The sequence below is a fragment of the Pseudonocardia autotrophica genome (genome assembly GCF_003945385.1).
In the GTDB taxonomy this organism is placed as follows: domain Bacteria; phylum Actinomycetota; class Actinomycetes; order Mycobacteriales; family Pseudonocardiaceae; genus Pseudonocardia; species Pseudonocardia autotrophica.
The window spans coordinates 4,152,591-4,174,629 of record NZ_AP018920.1; the positions used below are offsets into that span (position 1 = coordinate 4,152,591).

Genomic DNA, 22,039 nt, shown 5'->3' on the forward strand with positions numbered 1-22,039 from the left:
CATGGCCGTGCGCCAGACCGCCGACGCGATCCGTCCGCGGGTCAGCGACCCGTCCACTTGGGCTCGCGCTTCTCGAGGAAGGCGGCGACGCCCTCGGCGGCGTCGTCGGAGTTGAGGGTCACGCCGACCGCGAGGTGCTCCAGCACCATCAGCGAGGCGATGTCGGCGTCCAGGCCCCGGTCGACCGCCATCTTGGTCAACTTCATCTGGAACGGGCTCTTGTCGGTGAGGTGGCTGATGAACTCCTCGACCGTGGCGTCCAGCTTCTCGGCCGGCGCGCTGGCGTTGACCAGGTCGAAGTCGTCGGCCTCCTTGCCGCTGAGCAGCTTGCCGGTGAGCATGAGCTCCTTGGTCTTGCGGATGCCGAGTATGCGCGGGAGCCGGTAGATCGGGCCGGCGCCGCCGAACAGCGCGCGGCGGATGTGGAAGTCGCCGATCTGCGCAGTCTCGTCCGCGATGGCGAAGTCACACGAGATCATGACCTCGAACCCGCCGGCGGTGACGTAGCCCTCCAGGACCGCCACGGACGGGGTGGACATGTTGTAGAGCCGGTCGCAGACCTTGGCCGACACGACGGCGACGTCCATCGCGGTGCTGCTGCCGATGAACTCGGCCTGCAGGCTGTCGAGGTCGAAGCCCGACGAGAAGGTGTTGCCACGCCCGCGCACGACCGCGACCCGCAGCTCCGGGTCGGCCTCGATCTCGGTGATGATCTCGTCGAGCCGGTGCAGCATCGGGACCGTGATGCAGTTGCGCTTGTGCGGGCGGTTCAGCCAGATCCGGGCCACGTGACCGTCGCGCTCGAACTGGATGTCGTCCTCGACTGCCATGATTCCTCCGATGTCTTGAATTGAACTCAGTTAAATCTGCGGATGGAGCGGGTTTCCGTCAAGGAGTCCCGGGCGCCGTCGACGGCCCCAGCAGACCCTTGATCGGCGCGGGGCCCTCGCGGTCGGCGTCCCAGCCGTCCCAGTGCACGACCTCGTCGGCCCCGGGCCGGCTCGCCGGCCGGAAGTCGGTGCCCACGGTGAACGCGAGCGGGGTGAGGCAGACCTGCTGCACCCGGTTGAAGGGGATGTCCAGCGCCTCGGCGACGTCCCGCTCGCGGGCCAGGTGCATGGTCGTCCAGCAGGTGCCGAGCCCGCGGGCACGCCCGGCGAGCATGAAGCTCCACATGGCCGGCAGCACCCCGCCGAGCAGCGAGCTGCTCGTCATCGAGGGGACCCCGTCCAGGCGGGCACCGTCCAGACAGCCGATCACGATCGTCCCGACCTCGTGCAGGGCGCGTTCGAGGGCGTCGGCGGACCGGGCGGTCCGCTCCTGCATCAGCTGCCCCTCCGCGTCGGCCCGGGACACCTTGCCGATGTAGCCGGCGGACTCCTTGTAGGAGTTGCGGTAGACGTCGGAGTAGATCTCGGCGACCGCCCGGCGCCGTTCCGGGTCCCGGACCACGACGAACCGGGTCCGCGCCACCGCCGACCCGGCCGGAGCCTGCATCGCGAGCTCGACGCACTCCCGTACGAGCTCGACGGGCACGTCACGCGTCGCGTCCAGCCGCCGGCGCACCGCGCGGGTGGTGGACAGGGCCTCGTCGATGAGCATAACCTGAATCAAAGTCAATTCAGGTAGCGTTGTCAAGAGCTCGAGGAGGAGCGGATGACGGAGCGAGGGCTCGAGGGCCGGACCGTGCTGCTGACCGGCGCGACCGGCGGTCTCGGCTCGGCGATCGCCGCGCGGCTGGTGGCCGACGGGGCGGAGGTCGTGCTCACCGACGTCGACGAGGCGGCCTGCGCCGAGCTCGCCGGCCGGATCGGTGGCCGCACCCGCACCGCGGCGCTCGACGTCGCCGCCGAGGAGCAGTGGGAGCGGCTCGCCGCCGCGACCGGCCGGCTCGACGGCCTGGTGAACAACGCCGGGATCGGCAGCCTGGGCACCGTCGCCGACGAGTCCCGGCGGCGCTGGGACGACGTGGTGGCCGTCGACCAGCTCGGCACCTGGCTGGGCATGAAGTACTGCGGACCGGTGATCGAGCGTTCCGGCGGGGGCTCGATCGTCAACATCGGGTCGGTCCTGGGCACGACGGGCGGGCTGGGCAACAGTTTCTCCTACGCCGCGGCCAAGGGCGCCGTGCGCTCGATGACCCTCAACGCGGCCCTGCACTGGGCCGACCGCGGCGTGCGGGTCAACGCGGTCGTCCCGGGGTTCATCGGTACCGCGCAGCTGCTCGGACGCTACGAGGGCACCGACCGCCACCGCGAGATGCTGGCCCACACCCCGATGGGCCGGCTGGGCCGCCCGGAGGAGGTCGCCGCCGCCGTCGCCTTCCTGCTGAGTGCCGAGGCCGGCTACACCACCGGCTCGGAGCTGCTGGTCGACGGCGGCTGGTCGGCCCGCTGAGGCCGGCCGGGCCCGCACGCGGATCACGGCCTCGGTCCGGGACGCCTCACTCCGGGACGAGGACCGCCCGCCCGAGCACGCGTCCGGCGCGCAGGTCCTCCAGCGCGCGGGTCACCTCGGAGAGCGGGTAGGTCGTCGTGCGGGCCCGGATGCCGCCCTGCCGGGCGAGGGCGACGGTCTCGACGAGCTCGTCGTAGGAACCCCAGAACGGCAGCCGCAGGCTCGCGCCGGAGGGCAGCGGGCCCGGCTTGCGCACCGCCAGCACCCCACCGGCGCCGCCGACGAGGACCAGCTCCCCCGCGATCCGCAGCAGCGGTCCCGCACCGTCCAGTGTGGCCTGTGCGGCCACGAAGTCGAGTACGACGTCCGCGCCGCGCCCCTCCGACGCCGACGCCACCGCGGCCGCGGCCTCGTCCGGGCGGCAGGCGGTCTGCGCGCCGCAGGCACGGGCCAGCTCGAGCGCCTCCTCACGGGTGTCCACGGCCACCACGTGCGCGCCGGTCCGGGCGCGCAGGATGCCGATCGCCATGTGACCGAGCCCGCCCACCCCGATCACGACGGCGACCGCCCCCGGCTCCGCCAGGTGCGCCGCCGATCCGGTGACCGCCCGGTAGGACGTCAGGCCGGCGTCGGTGAGCGCGGCCGCCTCGGCGGGGTCGAGCCCGTCCGCACCGACCAGCCGCGCCGCGTCGACGACGATCTCGTCGGCCATCCCGCCGTCGACGCCGAGGCCCAGCCCCGCGGGCAGGGAGCGCCGCCGGTCGCAGTCGTTGGTCGCGCCGGCCCGGCATCGGCTGCACTCCCCGCAACCGTAGGGGGCGTGCACGACGACCTGCCGGCCGACGAGCTCCGGGTCGGCCCCGTCGCCGGTCGCGGTGACCGTCCCGCAGATCTCGTGCCCGAGCGTGAAGGGCGGCTCCCACATGGCCGCCGGTGCGTCGAGCACGTGCAGGTCGCTGTGGCAGATTCCGGCGGCGCGGACCTGCAGCAGGACCTGCCCGGGGCCGGGTCGCGGTGCCGGCAGCTCGACCATCCGGGCCGTTCCCGCGGCCGTCATCCGGTAGGCGTGCACGTGGTTTCCCCTCCGAGGGTCAGATGGCGGTGTAGCCGCCGTCGACCGGGACCGCGGCCCCGGTGACGAACGTGGCGGCGTCGGACAGCAGGAAGGCCACCACGTCGGCGACCTCCCGCGGGTGCGCGGCCCTGGCCTGCGGCGGGGAGACCCGGCCGGGCACCCCGGTGCGGACCTCCGGGGAGAGCCCCAGCCGGTCGGCGCTGTTGCGGCCCAGACCGGTGTCGACCGCGCCGGGGCAGACGCAGTTGGCCCGGATCCCGCGGTCGGCGTACTCCACCGCGCAGGACCGGGTCAGGGCCAGCACACCGCCCTTCGACGCGTCGTAGGCCGCCGAGCGCCCGGCCGCGACCAGCGAGCCGACCGAGCCGATCGTGACGATCGACCCTCCCCCGGCCCGGAGCAGGTGCCCGACCGCGGCCCGGACGGCGAGGAAGGTCCCGGTGAGGTTGACCCCGACGACCGTCTCCCAGGTCGCCAGGCCCATCTCGGCGGTCGGCGTCCCGTCGGTGACCCCGGCGCAGGTGACCAGCCCGTCGATCCCGCCGAGCTCGCGGGCCGCCCGGTCGAACGCCCGGGTGACCGCCGCCTCGTCGCGCACGTCGCACTCGATGAGCGGAGCCCCGCCGGACGTCGCCCGGGCGCCGCCGAGGTCGAGGCCGGCCACCCCGGCACCCGCCTCGGTGAGCCGCTCGACGACCGCCCGCCCGATCCCGCTCCCGGCACCGGTGACGACGATCCGGCGGCCGGCCGTCGCAGGCGTCACGCCCGCTCCGTCGCCCGGTCCGCCGCGTCGTCGGCGAGCGCGATGCGCGAGGTCTCGCGCAGCGTCGCGACCACAGCGAGACCGACCAGCGCGGCGAACAGCAGGTAGAACGCCGGCGCGAGGGTGTTGCCGGTCAGCGAGACCAGCGAGGTCGCGATCACCGACACCAGCCCGGAGCCGATGACGCCGCCGATGTTGAACCCGATCGAGACGCCGGTGTAGCGGACCCGGGTCGGGAACAGCTCGGAGTACAGGGTGTAGATCACGCCCTGGCAGATCCCGAACGGCACGTTCAGCAGCAGTGCCGCGGCGACGGCGAGCCCGATCGACCCCTGCTGCATCGCCCAGTAGCAGGGCACCGCCAGGACCGCGAACCCGATGAGGCCGACGGTCAGGACCGTCCGCCGGCCGTAACGGTCGCTGAGCGCCCCGGCCCACGGGATGAGCCCGATCGGGAGCAGCACGATCAGCACGATCAGCCACAGCGCCCAGGTGAGCGAGTAGCCCAGGACCGCGGAGAGGTGCACCAGCAGGTACACCGAGCTCAGACCACCCGCTGTCATCGTGGCGTAGGCGACGCCCACCACGCCGAAGACCGAGCGCCGGTGGTCGCGCACCACCTCGGTGATCGGCGCCTTGGGCGGCTCGGAGGTGTCGATCATCTTCTGGAACACCGGCGAGTCCTCGACCCGCATCCGGTACAGGACCGCGCCGACCAGCAGCGGGCCCGCGATCAGGAACGGGATCCGCCACCCCCAGCTCGCCAGCTGCTCCGGCGTGGTGAGCGCGGTGACCGTGCCCACGATCCCGGCCGCGCCGGCGAGGCCCAGCGCGATGCCGACCGAAGTCGCCGATCCGAACAGGCCCCGGCGCTTCGACGGAGCGGACTCGGTGGCCAGCGACGCCGCACCACCGATCTCGCCGCCGGCCGAGAAGCCCTGCGCGATCCGCAGCACGGTGAGCAGGACCGGCGCGAGCACGCCGACCTCCGCGTAGGTCGGGAGCAGGCCGGTCAGCACGGTCGCCACACCCATCACGGCGACGGTCGCCATCAGTACCGCCCGGCGCCCCTTCCGGTCACCGAGGCGGCCGAAGAACAAACCGCCGAGCGGGCGGGCGAGGAACCCGCTGGCGACGACGGTCAGCGTGGCGAGCACACCGATCAGGCCGTCCTCGGAGGGGAAGAACAGCGGTGCCAGCACGACCGCGAGGTAGCCGTAGATGGCGAAGTCGTAGTACTCGATGGCCGTCCCGACGGCCGCGGCAGTGCTGGCCCGGCGGCCGATCCGCCGGGCCTCCGTGGAGGTGGTGCTCGACATGGCGCTCCTTTGCGCGGAGAGGGGGATCGGGGATGGTGCCGGTCAGGGTGTGCCCGCCGGCCCGGGCACGAGGTCCGCGGTGCCCGCGGCGCGGTCGCGGGCCGCGTCCGCCGCGGCCAGCCCGAGGACGACGGCCGGGACGAGGCCGCCGGCGTAGGCGTTCCGGTAGAGGCCGCCGGCGTCGGCGCCCGCGGCGTGCAGGCCGTCGACCACGCCGCCGTCCGCGGAGCGGACCCGGCCGCGGCCGTCGACCTCGATACCGGCGAACGGGAAGGTGATCGCCGCGGTCGTCTCGATGACGTAGTAGGGCGGTTCGTCGAGTGGGCGCGGGAGGATCGAGCGGGCGGGGCCGGGCTCGCCGCCGGCGGCGAGCCGGGCGATCTCGGCCGCGATCCGCGGGCCGTCGTAGCCCCACTCCGGGGGCACGTGGGCGAAGTCCGCGGCCGAGTCGGCCACCACGCAGCGCGCGCCCCGGCGCCGGGCCAGCTCGAACTTGTCGTTCGCCGGACCGCCCTCGACGTAGGGCGCGCACACCACCTCACGGTAGCCACGGGCGTCGGTCACCAGCAGCCCCCGGCACTCCGGCTGGTCCACCAGCGCGATCGTGGTCAGGTGGTCGCCGACGCTCTCGTCGACGAAGCGCTCCCCGGCCAGGTTGAACAGCCACGCGTGCTCGCTGTAGTAGAGCGCGGCCTCGACGTAGAGCTCCGGGGTGAGCTCGACGCCGGTCGGGACGAGGTGGCCGTAGAAGCCGCCGCCGGAGTTCGTGACGCGGGCACCCGCCGCCAGCGCCAGGCGCAGGCCGTCGCCGCGGCTCCACGGGTTGGACCGGGCGGCGATGTCACGGGCCTGCGGGTGCACGTGCTCGGCCCGCAGGTCGGCGTCGGCCGGGAAGCCGCCGGTGGCCAGCAGCGTCGTCGTCGCCCGCACGGTGCGCCGGGTCCCGTCGGGGGTGACGATCCCGGCGCCGGTGACGCGGCCGGCGTCGTCGGTCAGCAGGTGCTCGGTGCGGGCCCCGGTCACGATCTCGCCGGACGCCGCGATGCGGCGGCGGCAGGCGGCGACGAAGGCGCCGGTGTCGACCTGGTGGCCGGTCCCGTACCTCAGGACCGTGACCGGTTCCCCGACCGGCACGCCGAGGTCGCGGACGAAGTCCAGCGCACCGGGGAAGCCCGCGACGACCGTGTCCCGCAGCTCGGGCGAGCCACCGGGGTTGACCTCGGCCATGACCTCCGGGGTGGCGGCGGTCCAGAGGTAGCCCGCGTACCGGGCGGAGCCGCCCAGGTCCGGGCCGCGCTCCACCAGGGTCACCCGCAGGCCGTGCCCGGCGGCCCGGGCGGCCGCGGAGAGTCCGGCCATCCCGCCGCCCAGCACGAGCAGGTCGGCCCGTCCGGTCGTGGCGTGCTGGTCGTCCACGGTCACACCCTTCCGTCGTGAGCCACTGCGCTCACATGAACTGAGTTCAGTTAGACGCTAGGCACCCGACGTCGGCGGGTCAAGCGGTGTCGCGCCCCGCGACCACATCGGGGGCCGGGTCGCGCATGTCGCTGCCCGCGGTCTCCCGCACCGAGAGCAGCACGAGCAGCCCGACGGCCGCGGCGGTGACGAGATAGAACGCCGGCCCGAGTGGGCTGCCGGTGACCTCGACGAGGAAGGTCGCCACGAGGGCGAACAGCCCGGACCCGACGACCCCGCCCACGTTGAAGCCGAGTGACACCCCGGTGTAGCGGACCCGCGTCGGGAAGAGCTCGGCGTACTGGGTGAAGGCGACGCCGAGGACCACGCCGTAGGGGATGTTGAGCACCAGGGCCGCGAGGACCGCGACCGGCAGGCTGCCGAGCCCCATCAGCGCGAAGCACGGGATCGCGAGGACGGCGAACCCGCCGTAGCCCAGCGCGCCGATCCGGCGCCGCCCGAACCGGTCGGACAGCGCCCCGGTCCATGCGATCACGGTGAGCGGCACGAGCGCGATGCCGACCGAGAGCCAGACCGCCTGGGCCAGCGGGTACCCCAGGACCGAGGTCAGGTGCACGACCAGGTAGACCGACGCGAGACCGCCCGTGGTGGTCTGGGCGAACGCGGCGGCCGCGACCCGCAGGACGGCGGCCCGGTGCTCACGCAGCACCTCCGAGACCGGCGCGGCGGCGCGCTCGCCCCCGTCGCGCATCTCGGTGAAGACCGGCGAGTCCTCGACCCGCCACCGCAGCGCGACGCTGATCAGGAGCAGTGGCGCGGCGACCAGGAACGGCAGCCGCCAGCCCCAGGCCGCCATGTCCTCGGGGGTGAGCACCAGCGCGACCAGCCCGGCGACGGCCGAGGCACCGGCGATGCCGGCCGCGGCCCCGATCGAGGTGGCCGAGCCGAACAGACCGCGCCGCGCGCGGGGCGCGGACTCGGTCGCCAGCGACGCGGCGCCACCGATCTCCCCTCCGGCCGACAGGCCCTGCACGATCCGCAGCACGGTCAGCAGCACCGGCGCGGCGATGCCGATCGTGGCGTAGGTCGGGAGCAGCCCGGTCGCGAGCGTCGCCACCCCCATCAGCGCCACGGTGACCAGCAGCACGGTGCGCCGCCCGTGCCGGTCGCCGATCCGGCCGAACAGCAGCCCGCCCAGCGGGCGGGCCAGGAACGCCGCACCGTAGACCGCGAGCGTGGCGAGCAGCGCCACGGCGGGATCGCCGGCCGGGAAGAACAGCGGCGCCAGCACCACGGCGAGCACGCCGAAGACCGCGAAGTCGTAGTACTCGACAGCGGTGCCGACCGCCGCCGCGATGCTCGCCCGGCGGGCCGGGTTCTCGTCCGTCGCCGTCATGGACGCTCCTCAGGGGTCCCGGGCGACACCGCTCCGTGCCGCAACCGGATCAGGACGCTAGAACAAAACTGATATCAGTTCAACAGCGTCGCGGGCCCGTCACGGGTCGATGCGATCCACCAGACCCCAGTCGAGCGCGGTGCCCGCATCGACGGCCCGCCCGGACAGCGCCAGGTACAGCGCCCGCCGGCGCCCGATCCGGCGCGGGATGCCGACCGTCCCCCCGGCGCCGGGGATCAGGCCCATCCCGATCTCCGGCAGCCGGAACGTCGCATCCGGCGCGGCGACCACCCGGCCCGCCAGCGCCGGGATCTCGACGCCGGCGCCCACGCAGGCCCCGTGCACCCGCACCTCGGTCCGGGCCGCCAGGGCGTGCACCCGGCGCGCCGCTCCCCCGCGGGTGCGGACGAGGTGGGCGACGACCGGGTCCGGTGCGGTCCCGAACTCGTCGAGGTCGCCGCCGGAGCAGAACGCCGGACCCGCCCCGTCGAGCAGCACCCGGGTGACCGACGGGTCGGCGACGGCGAGGTCGAGGGCGTCGACCAGCGCGTCGCGCAGCAGCCGGCCGTAGGCGTTGCGCCGGGCCGGGCGGTTCAGTGTGACCCGCAGCGTGTCGCCGTCCCGGGCGAGCAGCACGGGATCGTCCACGTCGGGCGGCTCGGGCCGGTCCCCGCGGCGGGCGAGCCAGGACCGGAACTCCTCCCCCGCCAGCACCGTCGCGTAGGCGAACGACTCGACCTCGATCGCGGCCGGGACGGTGAGCCGGCCGTTCCAGCGGAGCAGGTCGGTGAGCACCGTGGTCGCCCGGGGCGCCCGTGCGGCGGCCGCCGTGAGCTCGGCGAGCTCGGCCGGCGGGTCGTCGACCGCGATGCTCCACCGGGCCGCGGCGGCGGGGCCGCGCGGTGCCAGGGTGAGGTCCAGCGCCGCGGCCAGCCGGGCGTGCTCCGGCGCGACCGGGCCCACCCCGACCAGGACGAGATCCGGGAGCGGGTCCGGCAGCACGGCGCCGGCGTCGGCCGGGGCGCGCAGGTCCACTCCGAGCACCACCGGCCCGTCGGTGCCGGGCCGGGCCAGGGACCAGAGCCCGGCCAGGTCGCCGGGTGAGACGACCACCGCGTCCGTGTCTGTCATGGTGCGGGCGAGCCTAGGCTGTCGGGATGGACGCCGCCGACGCCTGGCTCGCCTCGGGCGTCGTCCCGCTGACCGGGCACCCGGACGGCCCGGCCCTGGTCCCGCCCGGCCGGGCCGCCGCGGTCGCCGCCGAGCTCGGCAGGCTGTTCGGGACGGACGGAGCGGCCCTGCTCGCGGAGCGGGCCGCGCTCACCGGCCGGCGGCGCGCGGGCCGGATCTCGGTGGGCGGCGGCAGCAGGCTGCTGCGGCTGCGCACCGGATGGGCGGCCGTCGGCTGCGCGCGGCCCGACGACCCGGCGCTGCTGGGCGCCCTGGTCGGCCGCGAGCTGCCCGCCGCCGACCCGTGGCCGGAGCTGGCGCGGGCGCTGGCCGGCCTCACCCCGGCCGAGCTGGACGACGGCGCCGCGCTGCTGGGGCTGGCCGCGCACTCGGTCCCGGACGCCGTCGAGCCGGCACCGGCCGTCCCGGTCCCCGGTCCGGCGCGCGACGTCGCCGGGGCCACGGTCGTCTCGTTCGGAGCGCTCTGGGCGGCTCCACTGTGCACCCACCTGCTGGGCCTGGCCGGGGCCCGGGTGGTCACCGTCGAGACGCCGTCGCGGCCCGACCGGTCGCGGCACGGCACGCCCGGGTTCCACGACCTGCTGCACGCCGGGGACCGGTCGGTCGTGCTGGACCCCGGCGACCCGGACCAGCGCGCCGCGCTGCACCGGCTGGTGCGCCGCGCGGACATCGTCGTCGAGGCCTCGCGGCCGCGCGCGCTGCGCGGGTTCGGGATCGACGCCGGGGCCGAGGTGGCCCGCGGCGCGACCTGGATCTCGATCACCGCCGCCGGCCGGGACAGCGACCGGGTCGGGTTCGGCGACGACGTCGCCGCGTCCGCCGGCCTGGTGGCCCGCGACCACGAGGGGCTCCCGGTCTTCGCCGGGGACGCGATCGCCGACCCGCTGACCGGGCTCACCGCGGCCGCGCTCGCGCTGTGCGAGCCCGGCGTCCTGCACGACGTGTCGATGACCGGCGTCGTGGCGGCCACACTGGACGGGTCGCCGGGCGGCCCGTCCGGGGACCGGGCCGTCGCGGAGCCCCGGGCCCGCACCGCCCCGGGCCGGGCACCGGCGTTCGGCGCCGACACCACCGCCGTCATCACCGCCGTCACCGCCGAGCGGGCGGCACCACGGTGACCCTGCTGCTGCGGCGGGTGGAGGTCCGCGGCGCGCTCGCCGACGTGACGGTCCGGGACGGCCGGATCCACGCCGTCGATCCCGCCGGTGCCGTCCCGGCCGGGGTGTCCGAGGTGCTCGACGGCCGCGGCGGGGCCCTGCTGCCCGGGCTCGCCGACCACCACCTGCACCTGCACGCGCTGGCCGCCGCCCGGGAGTCGGTGCCCGCCGGGCGCGACCGGTCGAGCCTGCTCACCGCGCTCGCGGCCGCCCGGCCAGGGACCGGCGGCTGGATCCGGGTCGTCGGCAACCACGACGACGACCTCGACGCCCGGGTGCTCGACACGGTCCGCCCCGCCGATCCGGTCCGGGTCCAGCACCACAGCGGTGCGATGTGGACACTGAACTCGGCCGCGCTGGCCGTCCTCGGCGACGCGGACCACCCCGGCCTGGAACGGGACGCCGCCGGGGCCCCGACCGGGCGGCTGTTCCGCGCCGACGCCTGGCTGCGCGCGCACCTGCCCGGCACCGGGCCGCCGGACCCGCGCGGCGTCGCCACCGAGCTGGCGGGCTACGGGATCACCGCCGTCACCGACGCCACGCCGGATCTCGCCGCGGCGGCCGTCGCCTCGCTGTCCACGGTCCGTCAGCGGCTCACGCTGCTCGGTCTGCCGCTGGGGGCGGATCCGCCGCCGGGCGTCGCCGCGGGGCCGTACAAGATCGTCCTGTCCGATCACGACCTGCCCGGCCCGGACGAGCTCGCCGACCGGATCGCGGCCGCGCACCGCGCCGGACGCGGGGTCGCCGTGCACTCGGTGACCGTCGAGTCGCTGGTGCTGCTGCTGGCCGCGCTGGAGGTGGCGGGGCGGCACCCCGGCGACCGCGTCGAGCACGCCGCCCTGGTACCGGAGGCCCTGCTCCCGGAACTGCGCGGGCTGACCGTCGTGACCCAGCCCGGGTTCCTGCGCGATCGGGGCGACCGCTTCCGCCGCGAGGTCCCCGCCGTCGAGCACCCCGACCTGTACCGGTGCGCCAGCATCGACGCCGCCGGCGTCGGCCTCGGGCTGTCCTCGGACGCGCCCTACGGTCCGGCCGACCCCTGGACGGTCGTCGCCGCGGCGGTCTCGCGCACCACTCCGGACGGCGAGCCCCTGGGACCGGCGGAACGGCTCGGCGCACGCCGCGCGCTGGCCGGCTACCTCTCGCCCGCGCACGCCCCCGGTGGGCCGGCGCGCCGGCTGGCCCCGGGCGCCCCGGCGGACCTGGTCCTGCTGCACGCCCCGCTCGACACGGTGCTGTCCGCACCGGACGCCTCCGCGGTACGCGCGGTGTTCCTCGCCGGTGAACGCCTGGTCCCGTGACACCGCCGACCGGGCCCGGAGGACCAGGTCGGCGGGCCCGGATGGGCTAGCCTTCGCTCATGAGGAATCCCGCTGACGCCGGGGGGACGGACCGGTCGGCACCGGGTTCGGGGGGCTGGGTCCGGGCGGCTCGGGTCTCGTCCACCCCCCGGGACGACCGGCTGGTCACGATGGGCTCGGCGGGTGCGGTGTTCCGGCCGCTCAAGGCGTCCGAGGCGGTGGCCCGCGACATCGTCACCGACATCCTGGAGAAGGGCTACCGCACCGGTGACGCGTTGCCCAACGAGGCGTCGATGATCGAGCAGTACGGGGTCAGCCGGGAGTCCCTGCGGGAGGGGCTGCGGCTGCTGGAGACCCAGGGGCTGATCACGATCCGGCGGGGCCCGCGGGGCGGGCCGAAGGTCGGGTCGGTGGACCCGGCGAGCATCGGCCGGATGACCACGCTCTACTTCCGGATGGCGGGAGCCAGCTACGCCGAGCTGCTCGAGGCGTGGGAGGTGGCCGAGACGATGCTCGCCGAGCGGGCGGCCCGCCATCCCGACGCCGGGCTGCGCCGCGATCTGATGGCGCCCTACCTCGGTGACCACCCGCCGTACGACTCCGAGGGGGTCGACGACTTCGTCGAGATGCACGCGGGCTTCCACGCCCGGCTGGCGACGCTGGCCGCCAACCGCGTGCTGGAGCTGACCCTGCCGAGCTACGGCCTGATCGTCAGTCACCACGTGGCGCGGGTGGACGATCCGCGCCGGCTCTACGGCGTGCTGGTGCACGACCATCACGCCATAGCCCGCGCCGTCGTCGACGGTCGTCCGCGGAAGGCCCGCGAGGAGATGGAACGCCACATCGGTGAGGTCGTCGCCGCGACCGCGGCCGATCTCGGCGAGCGCGCCGGGGGCCCGGTCGAGTGGCTGTGACCACCCGACCGGGCCCGCCGGTCACCGGGGAGCGGGGCTCATTCGTGCGGCGCGACCGGCCGCCAGTTCGGCAGCACGACGCCGTGGTCGAGGTGCTCGAACCAGACCTCCATCGGCTGCCCGGTCGCGAGCTCGGGCCGGCCGGGCAGCGAGCCGACCAGGTGCGCTCCGCAGCCGTCGACGGCGACGAGCACCACCGTGTAGGGCACCGGGTGCGCGGGATGGACCTGGTGGGTGACGACCGTCCAGGTCAGCAGGCTGCCGCGGCCCGGCACCACCCGCCAGTCGGTCTCCCAGCTCCCGCACCGGTGGCAGTAGGCCTTGGGCACGTGCAGCAGCAGCCCGCAGGCCGTGCAGTGCTGCAGCGCCAGCTCGCCGCGGCGGGCGGCGGCGAAGAACGGCCCGGTGTCCAGGTCGTCGTCGACCGGTAGCAGCCGGGAGGGCCCGGCCGGCCCGGTCACCCGTCGCTCCGCAGCAGCAGCCCGCTGCCCGGGGGCAGCGGGGTGGTCGCGACCAGGCAGGTCTCGGCGCCCGGGACCTGCGACGTCGAGGTGCCGCGGATCTGCCGCACCCCCTCCAGCACGTGGTTCATGCCGTGCACGTATCCCTCCGACAGGTGCCCGCCGGCCGTGTTGATCGGCAGCGAGCCGCCCGGACCGAGGTTCCCGCTCGCGGCGAACGGTCCGCCCTCGCCCTTGGCGCAGAAGCCCCAGTCCTCGAGCTGGAGCAGCACGGTGATCGTGAAGCAGTCGTAGAGCTGGGCGACGTCGACGTCCCCGGGGCCCAGCCCGGCCCGCGACCACAGGGTTCGGGCCACGGCGGCGGCCGGCAGCTCGGTCAGCGAGTCCCGCATCAGGATCGGGTACATCATCCCGGGCTGCGGGTCGGGGATGCTCGCCTGCGCGACGGCCCGGATCAGCGCCGGCGGCCGGCGCAGGTCCCGGGCCCGCTCGGTCGAGGTGACGACGACGGCGCAGGCCCCGTCGGTCTCCAGGCAGAAGTCGAACAGCCGCAGCGGCTCGGCGATCGGACGTGACCCGAGGTAGTCGTCCATCGTCATCGTGCGCTCGTGCATCTGCGCCGCGGGGTTGGCGTTGGCACGCTCCCGGCAGGTCAGCGCGATGTGGCCGAGGTGCTCGGGCTCGGTGCCGAACTCGGCCATGTGCCGCCGGGCCAGCATCGCGAACACCTGACCCGGGGTGAGCAGGCCGTAGGGGAGGAAGAACTCGTCGTAGGTCCCGGCGCCACCGACCCGGTCACCGGCGGCGTCGGCGAGCCCGTAGCGGCGGCCCGAGCGGCCGTTGAGCTCGCGGAACACGACCACGGTCTCGGCCTGGCCGGACAGGATCGCCGCCACGGCCTGGCCGACCATCGCGGCGGGCGCCACCCCGCCGGGGCCGACGTCGGACCAGAAGGTCAGCTGCGGGACGCCGATCGCGTGCGCCAGGTCGTGCGCGTACACCGTGTCGTGCGAGCAGCGCACGATGCCGTCCACATCGGACGGGGTGAGGCCGGCGTCGTCGAGCCGGCGACACGACCCCGGACCGGGTACTGCCCGTTGGACCAGGAGGCGAAGGCCTCATCCGACAGTGTCGCGGCAGGCGCCGGGCGCGCGGCGGCCGCTGGACGAAGGCGCCTCCGGCGCGGCCGGCCTAGCCCGGTCTCCTCGGCCCTCGCCGCGTCCATCGTGCCCGCCGTATAGGCGAACTCCGCGGCGGCGGCGGGTCCGATCAGTCGGGGCAGCAGCCACGACGTGCCGAGGTCCCCGGCCGACAGTCCGATCTTGACGAAGGCCGCACTGAACTTCGCCCGCGGCGAGGCCAGCCGGATGTCCGCGGCCAGGGCCAGGGCGAGCCCGCCGCCCGCCGCGGCACCGTTGACCGCCGCGATGACGGGTACCCGGATGCTCCGGATCCCGGTCAGCGCGCGGGCGGCACTGAGGTGACCCCGGAGATCTGGCGCGAGACGCTGGACACCAACCTCGTCGGCGTCTGGAACACCCTCGCCGCGGCCGCGCCGCACCTGATCGCGGACGGTGGCGGCTCCATGATCGCCACCAGCTCCACGGCCGGGATCAAGGGGCTGCCGTTCCTCGGGCCCTACACGGCGTCGAAGCACGGGGTCGTCGGCATCGCCCGGTCGCTGGCCAACGAGCTGGCCAAGCACCACATCCGGGTCAACACCGTGCACCCCACGGGTGTCGCGACCCGGATGCTGGAGGGCATGGGCGGGTTGGAGGCCCTGTTGAGCCAGGACACGGACCTCGCGCCGCTGTTCCTCAACACGCTGCCGGTGGAGACCGTGGAGCCCGTCGACATCAGCAATGCGGTGGTCTACCTCGCCTCGGACGAGTCCCGGTACGTCACGGGCACCGCGTTGACCGTCGATGCCGGGTTGGTGATCCGGTGAGCGGCGGACTGGAGGGCAAGGTCGCGTTCGTGACCGGTGCCGCGCGGGGCCAGGGCCGGTCCCATGCGATCGAGCTGGCGAAGGCGGGTGCGGACGTCATCCTGGTCGACGTCGCCGAGGAGCTGCCCGAGCTCCGGCTCGGCTACCCGCTCGGCACCGCCGAGGAGCTGGCGGAGACGGTCGCGCAGGTCGAGGCGCTCGACCGGCGCGCCGTGTCTGCGCGGGTCGACGTGCGCGACGGGCAGGCGCTGGGCGCCGCGCTCGACGCCGCGGTCGCCGAGCTCGGCAGGCTGGACGTCGTGGTGGCGAACGCGGGCATCGCGGCGTCGAAGGTCGCGGCGCACGAGATCACCGACGAGGACTGGGAGCAGATGCTCGCCATCAACCTCACCGGGGTCTGGAAGACCTGCCGGGCCGCCGTGCCGCACCTGATCGCGGGTGGGCGCGGCGGGTCGATGGTCCTCACCAGCTCCATGGCGGGGCTGCGCGGCTACCAGGGCATCGGGGCCTACTCGGCGGCCAAGCACGGCGTCGTCGGGCTGATGCGGGTGCTGGCCTCCGAGCTGGCCCCGCACTCCATCCGGGTGAACAGCGTGCACCCGACACAGGTGGACACCCCGATGGTGCAGAACGAGACCACCTACAAGATCTTCCGCCCGGATTTGGAGGACCCCACCCGCGAGGACTTCACGGAAGCGTCGGCGAGCATGCACGCGCTGCCGGCGCCGTGGGCGGACCCGTGGGACATCAGTCGTGCCGTGGTCTTCCTGGCGTCGGAGGACTCTCGGCTGATCACCGGCGTCCCCCTGCCGATCGACGCCGGGTTGCTGGTCAAGTGACGAACGAGGAGAAGCGATCATGAGTGAGTTCGTGGCGCAGGCGAACCAGGCCTGGCTCGACGCCCACCCCCCGGGTGAGCCCGGGTTCGCCGAGTGGCGCCAGGCCGTCACCGCGATGCACGCGCAGTACCCGGTCCCGGAGGACGCGGAGATCGGGGAGGTGGACGCGGGCGGGGTGCCGTGCCTGTGGGTGTCCGCACCCGGCGTCGCGCGCGACCGCGCCGCGATCCACCTGCACAGCGGCGGCTACGTCATGGGCTCCGCGCACAACTACCGCGAGTTCGCCTACCGGCTCTCCCGCGCGCTCGACGCCCGGGTCCTGGTCGTCGACTTCCGGCTCGCGCCCGAGCACCTGTACCCCGCCGCGCTCGACGACGCCCGCGCGGCCTATCTCTGGCTGACCACGCAGGTCGACCCCGCCCGGATCATCGCCACGGGCGACTCGGCGGGCGGCGGGCTGGCCCTGGGCCTGCAGATGTCCCTGCGGGACAAGGGCGAGCCGACCTCCGGTGCGATCGCCCTGTTCTCGCCGTGGGCCGATCTCGCCGCCGAGGGCGCGTCCTACGACGAGTTCCCGGAGGATCCGGTCGTCAGCCGCCCGTTCGCGCTGGCGAACTGCGAGCTGTACCTGAGCGGCGCCGACCCGCACACGGTCCCCTACGCCTCGCCGGTCAGCGGGGACTTCCACGACCTCCCGCCGATCTTCGCCGTGGCCGGGGCCCACGAGGCCCTGCGCGACGACTCGGTGCGGGTCGTGGAGAAGGCGAGGGCCGCGGGCGGGGAGGCCGAGCTCCTGCTCATCGCCCACGTCCCGCACATCTTCACGATCTTCCCCTTCCTCCCTGAGGCCGCCGAGGCCCTCGAGGCCGCGAAGGCGTTCGTCCGCCCCCGGGTCTGAGCGGTCGGGGAGGCGGGGAGGCGACGTCGATCGCGCCGGCCTCAGCAGGCGGTCACCGCATCCGCCACACCGGGTCCCGCTTCTCCCGGAAGGCGGCGACGCCCTCCTTGATGTCCTCCGTGGTGAAGGCGAGGGCGAGCCGGGGGCGCAGCGCGTCGAGGGCCTCGGGCAGGGCCAGGTCCCGGGTCGCGGCGAGCGCCTCCTTGCCCAGCCTCATGAGCAGCGGGGACTTCGCCGCGACCTTGCGCGCCCAGTCCCGGACCGTCGTGTCGAAGTCCTCGGCCTCGACGACGACGTTGACGAAGCCCAGCCGGGCCGCGTCGTCGGCGTCGACGGGGTCGCCGAGCATCATCAGCTCGTTCGCCTTCATCCGGTCGATCGAGCGGTAGATGAGCGCGGAGATCATGAACGGGAACACGCCGACGTTGATCTCCGGGCAGCCGAAGCGCACACCGCGGCGGGCGATCACCAGGTCGCAGGCCAGGGCGAGCCCGAAGGCCCCCGCCAGCACGTCGCCGCCGGCGGCGCAGATCACCGGCTTGCCCAGCTCGCCGAGCAGGGTGAAGAGCCGCGGGAAACGGTCGAGCCCCGCGTACTTCTCGATGGTGGGGGCGTCCGAGGCGAAGGCCTTGAGGTCACCGCCCGCGGAGAACACCCGGTCGTCGGCGGAGGCGAGCACCACGACCCGGACCGCGGAGTCGGCCCGGGCGCGTTCCAGTGCGGCCAGCAGGGCGTCGAGCACCTCGTCGCTCAGGGCGTTGCGGGACTCGGGTCGGTCGAGTGTCAGCGTTCCGACACCGTACTCGTCCACCTCGTAGCGGACCGGGGCGTTCACAGGTCGAGCTTCAGGCGCGCGCAGGCGGCGCGGGAGACGCAGACCATCATGCTGCAGTTCTCCTCCTTCTCCTCGGGCGTCAGCACGGTGTCGCGGTGGTCGACCTCTCCCTTGACGATCTCGACCTCACAGGTGCCGCAGGTGCCCTCCTCGCAGGAGGACAGGATGTCCAGGCCCGCCTCGGCCAGCACCGAGAGCGCCGACCGGTCCGCGGGCACGGTGAGCACCCGGCCGTCCGCGAGCTCGATCTCGAACGGCGTGTCGCCGGTGGTGTCGACGTCCAGCGGGGTGAAGCGCTCCAGGTGGAGGCTGCCCGCGGGCCAGTGGGCCGCGCAGTGCTCCTCCAGGGCCCGCAGCAGCGGCTCGGGGCCGCACGTGTAGACCGCGGTGCCCGGGGCGGGGTCGCCCAGCGCGTCCGCCAGGTCGATCAGGCCGCGCTCGTCCTGCGGCCACAGCCGCACGTGCGGGCCGAGTGCGGCGAGCCGGTCGGCGAAGGCCATCGAGTCCCGACGGCGGCCGCCGTAGACGAGCGTCCAGGGCCTGCCGGTCCGGTCCAGCTCGCCGGTCATGGCGAGGATCGGGGTGATCCCGATGCCGCCCGCCACGAACACGTAGCGCTCGGCGGGCTCCAGGCGGAAGTGGTTGCGCGGCCCGCGGACCTCCACCTCGGCGCCCACCCGCAGCGTCTCGTGGATCCGGCGGGAGCCGCCGCGTCCCTCCGGCTCGAGGAGCACGGCCACGGTGTACCGGGTCCGGTCCTGCGGGTCGCCGCAGAGCGAGTACTGGCGGACCAGCCCGTCCTCCAGCACCAGGTCGATGTGGGCGCCGGGGCTCCACGACGGAACCCTCCCGCCGTCCGAGGGCACGAGGGTCAGACCGACGACGCCGTCGGCCGGCTCCTCGCGCGCCTCCACCCGGGCCCTGAAGTGGGCCTCCTCGAGAGTCAGGTCCTTGTTCGCACCCGACTGCACTGTCGTGTTCGTCATCGCCGCCCACTGGTCTCGGGTCGCCGGCCGCGGCCTTCGCCGCTCCGGAAGTTTCGGGCTGATGATATAAAGGTCTGGCCAAAACTCAAGCCGACGACCTAGGCTCCTGACCGCAGGCCGACCGCCGCCGTCGCCGCCGCGTGGTGTCGGCCGTTCCACGTCTCTCATCGCCGAGGAAGGGGCAGCATGAAGCCCGAGGAGTTCACCGACATCACCTACGAGGTCGACAACGGCCTCGCCTGGATCACCATCAACCGTCCGGATCGGTACAACGCCTTCCGCGCGCGCACCGTCGACGAACTGGTCTTCGCGTTCAAGCTCGCCTGGGCGGACGACGAGGTCGGCGTTCTCGCGCTGACCGGCGCCGGGGAGAAGGCGTTCTGCTCCGGCGGCGACCAGAAGCAGCGGATGGAGTCCGGCGACTACGGGCCCTCGGAGACCGGCCTGTTCGAGGTGGAGGCTCTGCACCGGGTCATCCGCGACGTGCCCAAGCCCGTCGTCGCAGCGGTCAACGGCATCGCCATCGGCGGCGGCCACGTGCTGCACGTCCTCGCCGACCTCACCATCGCCGCAGACACCGCGACGTTCGGCCAGAACGGCCCCAAGGTCGGTTCGTTCGACGCCGGTCTCGGCTCGAGCTACCTGGCCCGGGTGGTCGGCGAGAAGCGGGCCCGCGAGATCTGGTTCATGCTGCGCAGGCTGTCCGCCGAGGAGGCCCTGGACTGGGGCCTGGTGAACAAGGTCGTGCCCGCGGCGGAACTCCGCAGCGCGGTCCGTGAGTGGGCCGACACCATGAACTCCTACTCCCCCACCGCACTGAAGGTGCTCAAGCAGTCCTTCAACACCGATACCGAGCACATGATCAGCATCGGCAACATGGCCATCACGACCTTGAAGATGTTCGGCGAGACCGAGGAGGCCAAGGAGGGCATCACCGCTTTCAACGAGAAGCGGCAGCCCAAGTTCGGCAACTACCGCACGCACTGATGCGGTTCTCCCCGGAGCAGGCCGGCTTCGCCGCCGAGGTGCGCGCGTTCTGCGACCGCGAGTGCGGTTCTGCTGCGCAGCGCGACGCGCTCACCGCGGGCGGGACGGAGACCAACAGCCCCGAACTGCTGCGGCGGCTCGCGGCTCAGGGATGGCTGGGCATCTCGCTGCCGGAGGCGGACGGGGGGCTCGGCGGCACCTTCGTCGACGAGTGTCTGTTCCTGGAGGAGACCACCCGCGGACTGGCCCCGATCTCGGGCTACTCCACCGGTCTGACGGCGGCGCAGACCTACCTGCTGGTCGGCACACCCGAGCAGCGCCGCACGATCGTGGGGAACCTCGTCGCGGGCGGGATCGAGGCCATCGCGCTGTCCGAGCCGGGAGCGGGGTCCGACCTCGCCTCGGCGCGACTGCGGGCCCGCCGCGACGGCTCGGACTGGGTGCTCGACGGGCAGAAGACGTGGACGTCCGTCGCGCACCTGGCCGATCACCTGTTGGTCCTCGCCCGGACGGACAGCAGCGGGCGCAGGCAGGAGGGGCTGACGCTGTTCATGGTTCCGACCTCGACCCCCGGCCTGGAGATCCGCGGCATCGACACGATGGAGGGGCACGTCGTGAACGACGTGTTCCTCACAGACCTCCGGCTGCCCGCGGAGGCCGTGGTCGGCACCGAGGGCGCCGCGTGGGAGCACCTCAACCGCGGCCTCGGCGTGGAGCGGGTGATCATCGCCGCGATGGGGGTCGGCGCCGCGCAGCGCTCGCTGGACGACGTGCTGGCCTACACCGCCGAGCGCGAGCAGTTCGGCCGGGCCATCGGCTCCTTCCAGGCCGTGCGCCACCGGCTCGCCGACCTCGCCACCGAGATCGAGCACTGCCGGGCCTTCGTCTACGACGTGGCCGACCGCATCGACGCGGGCGAGGAGGGCGACCTCGGCACGCGCTCGTCGATGGCCAAGATCAAGAGCACCGAGACCGCGAAGCAGGCCTCGCTGGAGGCCATGCAGCTGATGGGCGGCTACGGCTACGCCCGCGAGTACGGCATGGAGAGCCAGGTCCGTCGGGCGCTGGCCCCGCCCATCTACGGCGGCACGAACGAGATCCAGCGCGAGATCATCAGCCGTGGCCTGCGGGCCCCGGCGAAGGAGCGGACATGACCACCTCGAAGAAGAGCCCGTTCGCACCCGACCTCCTCGCGGGCCGGCGCATCCTGATCACCGGCGGGGGCACCGGGCTGGGTCGCGGCGTCGCCCGGCACCTGGTCGACCACGGCGCATCGGTACACCTGTGGGGTCGCAGGCAGGCCGTGCTGGAGGAGGCCGCGGCCGAAGCGTCCGAGTCCCGTCCCGGGTCGGTGCACGTCCAGACCGTCGATGTGCGGGACGGCGACGGCGTCGACGCCGCGATGGGCGCCCTCTGGGACCAGCACGGCCCACTGACCAGCGTGATCAACAACGCGGCCGCCAACTTCATCGCCCCGACCGAGTCGTTGAGCCCGCGGGCCTTCGACGCGGTGAGCAGCACGGTGATGAAGGGCTCCTTCCACACCACGAACGCGGCGGGCAGGCGCTGGATCGCCGCAGGCCTGCCGGGTGCTGTGCTCTCCACCCTCACCACATGGGTGTGGACGGGCTCCGCGTTCGTCACGCCCTCGGCGATGGCCAAGGCCGCCGTGCACTCGATGACCATGTCCCTGGCCGTGGAGTGGGCGCGCCACGGGATCCGGCTCAACGCGCTGGCCCCCGGCCCGATCCCCACCGACTACGCCTGGGAGATGCTCAACCCCACGGAGAAGAGCTCGGTGGGGGCCACCCAGATCGACCAGATCCCGATGGGCCGCACCGGCACCGTCGAGGAGCTGGCCCACCTCACCATCTTTCTGCTCTCCGACGCCTGCGACTACCTCACCGGGCAGACCATCGCGATGGACGGCGGCCAGATGCTCGCAGGCCCCGGCACCTTCGCGGGCCTGACCGCGATGAGCGCCGAGGACTGGGCGGTGGCCAAGGAGAAGAGCAAGGCGGCCTCGGCGGCCAGCAAGGCCCAGCGCAAGCCCTAATGCCCCGTCCAAAAACGTTCAGGACCGAACTCGGCCGCCCAGCCACCCGTGGGCGGCGTTGCCGCCCAGGCCGAGTACGCCCGGTACGAGGCCGGGGCGG

The 22,039-nt window shown here is 74.2% G+C and carries 23 protein-coding genes; 10 read left to right on the forward strand and 13 right to left on the reverse strand.

Going from position 1 to position 22,039, the window contains the following annotated elements:
• Positions 1-41: 41 nt before the first annotated feature.
• Together Pdca_RS19420 and Pdca_RS19425 are read right to left on the reverse strand one after the other, a co-directional pair.
• Positions 42-830: an enoyl-CoA hydratase/isomerase family protein gene (locus tag Pdca_RS19420; RefSeq protein ID WP_085915103.1), complete on the reverse strand. Its 789-nt coding sequence runs from the start codon at positions 828-830 to the stop codon at positions 42-44.
• Positions 831-888: 58 nt separating this feature from the next.
• Complete coding sequence (locus Pdca_RS19425) at positions 889-1,602, reverse strand: nitroreductase family protein (RefSeq protein ID WP_085915104.1); 714 nt, start codon at positions 1,600-1,602, stop codon at positions 889-891.
• Positions 1,603-1,656: 54 nt separating this feature from the next.
• On the opposite strand from Pdca_RS19425, the gene Pdca_RS19430 reads away from it, so the two are divergent.
• Entirely contained in the window at positions 1,657-2,397 is a 741-nt protein-coding gene (locus Pdca_RS19430) for an SDR family NAD(P)-dependent oxidoreductase (RefSeq protein WP_085915105.1), read from the forward strand.
• Positions 2,398-2,443: 46 nt separating this feature from the next.
• Here the strand turns inward: Pdca_RS19430 and Pdca_RS19435 are convergent, their stop codons facing one another.
• The 6 genes from Pdca_RS19435 to Pdca_RS19460 form a co-directional block, all read right to left on the reverse strand.
• On the reverse strand, positions 2,444-3,469 hold the full coding sequence (locus Pdca_RS19435; RefSeq protein ID WP_232021058.1) for an alcohol dehydrogenase catalytic domain-containing protein: 1,026 nt from the start codon (positions 3,467-3,469) through the stop codon (positions 2,444-2,446).
• Positions 3,470-3,488: 19 nt separating this feature from the next.
• Positions 3,489-4,235: an SDR family NAD(P)-dependent oxidoreductase gene (locus Pdca_RS19440; protein WP_085915106.1), complete on the reverse strand. Its 747-nt coding sequence runs from the start codon at positions 4,233-4,235 to the stop codon at positions 3,489-3,491.
• Positions 4,232-5,554: an MFS transporter gene (locus tag Pdca_RS19445; RefSeq protein ID WP_085915107.1), complete on the reverse strand. Its 1,323-nt coding sequence runs from the start codon at positions 5,552-5,554 to the stop codon at positions 4,232-4,234. Before Pdca_RS19445 ends, Pdca_RS19440 begins: the two co-directional genes overlap by 4 nt.
• A gap of 42 nt (positions 5,555-5,596) precedes the next feature.
• Positions 5,597-6,970, reverse strand: coding sequence for an FAD-dependent oxidoreductase (locus Pdca_RS19450; RefSeq protein WP_232021059.1), 1,374 nt, complete (start codon positions 6,968-6,970; stop codon positions 5,597-5,599).
• A gap of 79 nt (positions 6,971-7,049) precedes the next feature.
• A complete protein-coding gene (locus tag Pdca_RS19455) occupies positions 7,050-8,366 on the reverse strand; it encodes an MFS transporter (protein ID WP_085915108.1) in 1,317 nt (438 codons plus the stop codon).
• Positions 8,367-8,465: 99 nt separating this feature from the next.
• The gene (locus Pdca_RS19460; protein WP_085915109.1) at positions 8,466-9,497 is read right to left on the reverse strand and encodes an enoyl-CoA hydratase/isomerase family protein; all 1,032 of its coding nucleotides are present in this window, start codon (positions 9,495-9,497) and stop codon (positions 8,466-8,468) included.
• 26 nt (positions 9,498-9,523) lie between these two features.
• Between Pdca_RS19460 and Pdca_RS19465 the strand changes: the two genes are divergently transcribed.
• The 3 genes from Pdca_RS19465 to Pdca_RS19475 are packed head-to-tail and all read left to right on the forward strand — an operon-like array spanning position 9,524 to position 12,929.
• Positions 9,524-10,675 (forward strand): CoA transferase, encoded by a 1,152-nt coding sequence (locus Pdca_RS19465; protein WP_085915110.1) that lies wholly within the window; start codon positions 9,524-9,526, stop codon positions 10,673-10,675.
• Entirely contained in the window at positions 10,672-12,015 is a 1,344-nt protein-coding gene (locus Pdca_RS19470; protein ID WP_166665844.1) for an amidohydrolase family protein, read from the forward strand. Before Pdca_RS19465 ends, Pdca_RS19470 begins: the two co-directional genes overlap by 4 nt.
• 59 nt (positions 12,016-12,074) lie before the next feature.
• Entirely contained in the window at positions 12,075-12,929 is an 855-nt protein-coding gene (locus Pdca_RS19475; protein WP_197719775.1) for a FadR/GntR family transcriptional regulator, read from the forward strand.
• A 38-nt stretch (positions 12,930-12,967) separates the two neighbouring features.
• Here Pdca_RS19475 and Pdca_RS19480 read toward each other — a convergent pair whose 3' ends face one another.
• From Pdca_RS19480 to Pdca_RS36440, 3 genes are read right to left on the reverse strand one after another with little or no spacing between them, the layout of a single operon-like run.
• The gene (locus Pdca_RS19480) at positions 12,968-13,390 is read right to left on the reverse strand and encodes a Zn-ribbon domain-containing OB-fold protein (protein ID WP_085915111.1); all 423 of its coding nucleotides are present in this window, start codon (positions 13,388-13,390) and stop codon (positions 12,968-12,970) included.
• Positions 13,387-14,424, reverse strand: a complete 1,038-nt coding sequence (locus Pdca_RS19485) for a thiolase C-terminal domain-containing protein (RefSeq protein ID WP_174824328.1) — start codon at positions 14,422-14,424, stop codon at positions 13,387-13,389. Before Pdca_RS19485 ends, Pdca_RS19480 begins: the two co-directional genes overlap by 4 nt.
• On the reverse strand, positions 14,346-14,951 hold the full coding sequence (locus tag Pdca_RS36440; protein WP_197719776.1) for an enoyl-CoA hydratase-related protein: 606 nt from the start codon (positions 14,949-14,951) through the stop codon (positions 14,346-14,348). Before Pdca_RS36440 ends, Pdca_RS19485 begins: the two co-directional genes overlap by 79 nt.
• Here Pdca_RS36440 and Pdca_RS19495 point away from each other — a divergent pair.
• From Pdca_RS19495 to Pdca_RS19505, 3 genes are read left to right on the forward strand one after another with little or no spacing between them, the layout of a single operon-like run.
• Positions 14,871-15,338, forward strand: coding sequence for an SDR family oxidoreductase (locus Pdca_RS19495; protein WP_208115256.1), 468 nt, complete (start codon positions 14,871-14,873; stop codon positions 15,336-15,338). The two genes, Pdca_RS36440 and Pdca_RS19495, sit on opposite strands and share 81 nt — an antisense overlap.
• Positions 15,335-16,177, forward strand: coding sequence for a mycofactocin-coupled SDR family oxidoreductase (locus Pdca_RS19500; RefSeq protein ID WP_085915112.1), 843 nt, complete (start codon positions 15,335-15,337; stop codon positions 16,175-16,177). Before Pdca_RS19495 ends, Pdca_RS19500 begins: the two co-directional genes overlap by 4 nt.
• 19 nt (positions 16,178-16,196) lie before the next feature.
• Positions 16,197-17,075 carry an alpha/beta hydrolase gene (locus tag Pdca_RS19505; RefSeq protein WP_085915113.1) on the forward strand — a complete coding sequence of 293 codons (879 nt, stop codon included), beginning with the start codon at positions 16,197-16,199 and terminating at the stop codon, positions 17,073-17,075.
• A gap of 52 nt (positions 17,076-17,127) precedes the next feature.
• On the opposite strand, the gene Pdca_RS19510 is transcribed toward Pdca_RS19505, so the two are convergent.
• Entirely contained in the window at positions 17,128-17,910 is a 783-nt protein-coding gene (locus tag Pdca_RS19510) for an enoyl-CoA hydratase/isomerase family protein (protein WP_085915114.1), read from the reverse strand.
• Positions 17,907-18,896, reverse strand: coding sequence for a PDR/VanB family oxidoreductase (locus Pdca_RS19515; RefSeq protein ID WP_085915115.1), 990 nt, complete (start codon positions 18,894-18,896; stop codon positions 17,907-17,909). The genes Pdca_RS19510 and Pdca_RS19515 overlap by 4 nt, the downstream gene beginning before the upstream one ends.
• 186 nt (positions 18,897-19,082) lie before the next feature.
• Between Pdca_RS19515 and Pdca_RS19520 the strand changes: the two genes are divergently transcribed.
• From Pdca_RS19520 to Pdca_RS19530, 3 genes are read left to right on the forward strand one after another with little or no spacing between them, the layout of a single operon-like run.
• Positions 19,083-19,883, forward strand: a complete 801-nt coding sequence (locus Pdca_RS19520; protein ID WP_085915116.1) for an enoyl-CoA hydratase-related protein — start codon at positions 19,083-19,085, stop codon at positions 19,881-19,883.
• On the forward strand, positions 19,883-21,037 hold the full coding sequence (locus Pdca_RS19525) for an acyl-CoA dehydrogenase family protein (protein ID WP_085915117.1): 1,155 nt from the start codon (positions 19,883-19,885) through the stop codon (positions 21,035-21,037). The genes Pdca_RS19520 and Pdca_RS19525 overlap by 1 nt, the downstream gene beginning before the upstream one ends.
• Positions 21,034-21,939: an SDR family oxidoreductase gene (locus Pdca_RS19530; RefSeq protein ID WP_085915118.1), complete on the forward strand. Its 906-nt coding sequence runs from the start codon at positions 21,034-21,036 to the stop codon at positions 21,937-21,939. The genes Pdca_RS19525 and Pdca_RS19530 overlap by 4 nt, the downstream gene beginning before the upstream one ends.
• The last annotated feature ends 100 nt before the right edge of the window (positions 21,940-22,039 follow it).

Coding starts and splice junctions, on each gene's coding strand:
- Pdca_RS19420 (WP_085915103.1), bottom strand. CDS start 830: ATGGCAGTCGAGGACGACATCCAGTTCGAGCGCGACGGTCACGTGGCC.
- Pdca_RS19425 (WP_085915104.1), bottom strand. CDS start 1,602: ATGCTCATCGACGAGGCCCTGTCCACCACCCGCGCGGTGCGCCGGCGG.
- Pdca_RS19430 (WP_085915105.1), top strand. CDS start 1,657: ATGACGGAGCGAGGGCTCGAGGGCCGGACCGTGCTGCTGACCGGCGCG.
- Pdca_RS19445 (WP_085915107.1), bottom strand. CDS start 5,554: ATGTCGAGCACCACCTCCACGGAGGCCCGGCGGATCGGCCGCCGGGCC.
- Pdca_RS19455 (WP_085915108.1), bottom strand. CDS start 8,366: ATGACGGCGACGGACGAGAACCCGGCCCGCCGGGCGAGCATCGCGGCG.
- Pdca_RS19460 (WP_085915109.1), bottom strand. CDS start 9,497: ATGACAGACACGGACGCGGTGGTCGTCTCACCCGGCGACCTGGCCGGG.
- Pdca_RS19465 (WP_085915110.1), top strand. CDS start 9,524: ATGGACGCCGCCGACGCCTGGCTCGCCTCGGGCGTCGTCCCGCTGACC.
- Pdca_RS19475 (WP_197719775.1), top strand. CDS start 12,075: ATGAGGAATCCCGCTGACGCCGGGGGGACGGACCGGTCGGCACCGGGT.
- Pdca_RS19505 (WP_085915113.1), top strand. CDS start 16,197: ATGAGTGAGTTCGTGGCGCAGGCGAACCAGGCCTGGCTCGACGCCCAC.
- Pdca_RS19515 (WP_085915115.1), bottom strand. CDS start 18,896: ATGACGAACACGACAGTGCAGTCGGGTGCGAACAAGGACCTGACTCTC.
- Pdca_RS19520 (WP_085915116.1), top strand. CDS start 19,083: ATGAAGCCCGAGGAGTTCACCGACATCACCTACGAGGTCGACAACGGC.
- Pdca_RS19525 (WP_085915117.1), top strand. CDS start 19,883: ATGCGGTTCTCCCCGGAGCAGGCCGGCTTCGCCGCCGAGGTGCGCGCG.
- Pdca_RS19530 (WP_085915118.1), top strand. CDS start 21,034: ATGACCACCTCGAAGAAGAGCCCGTTCGCACCCGACCTCCTCGCGGGC.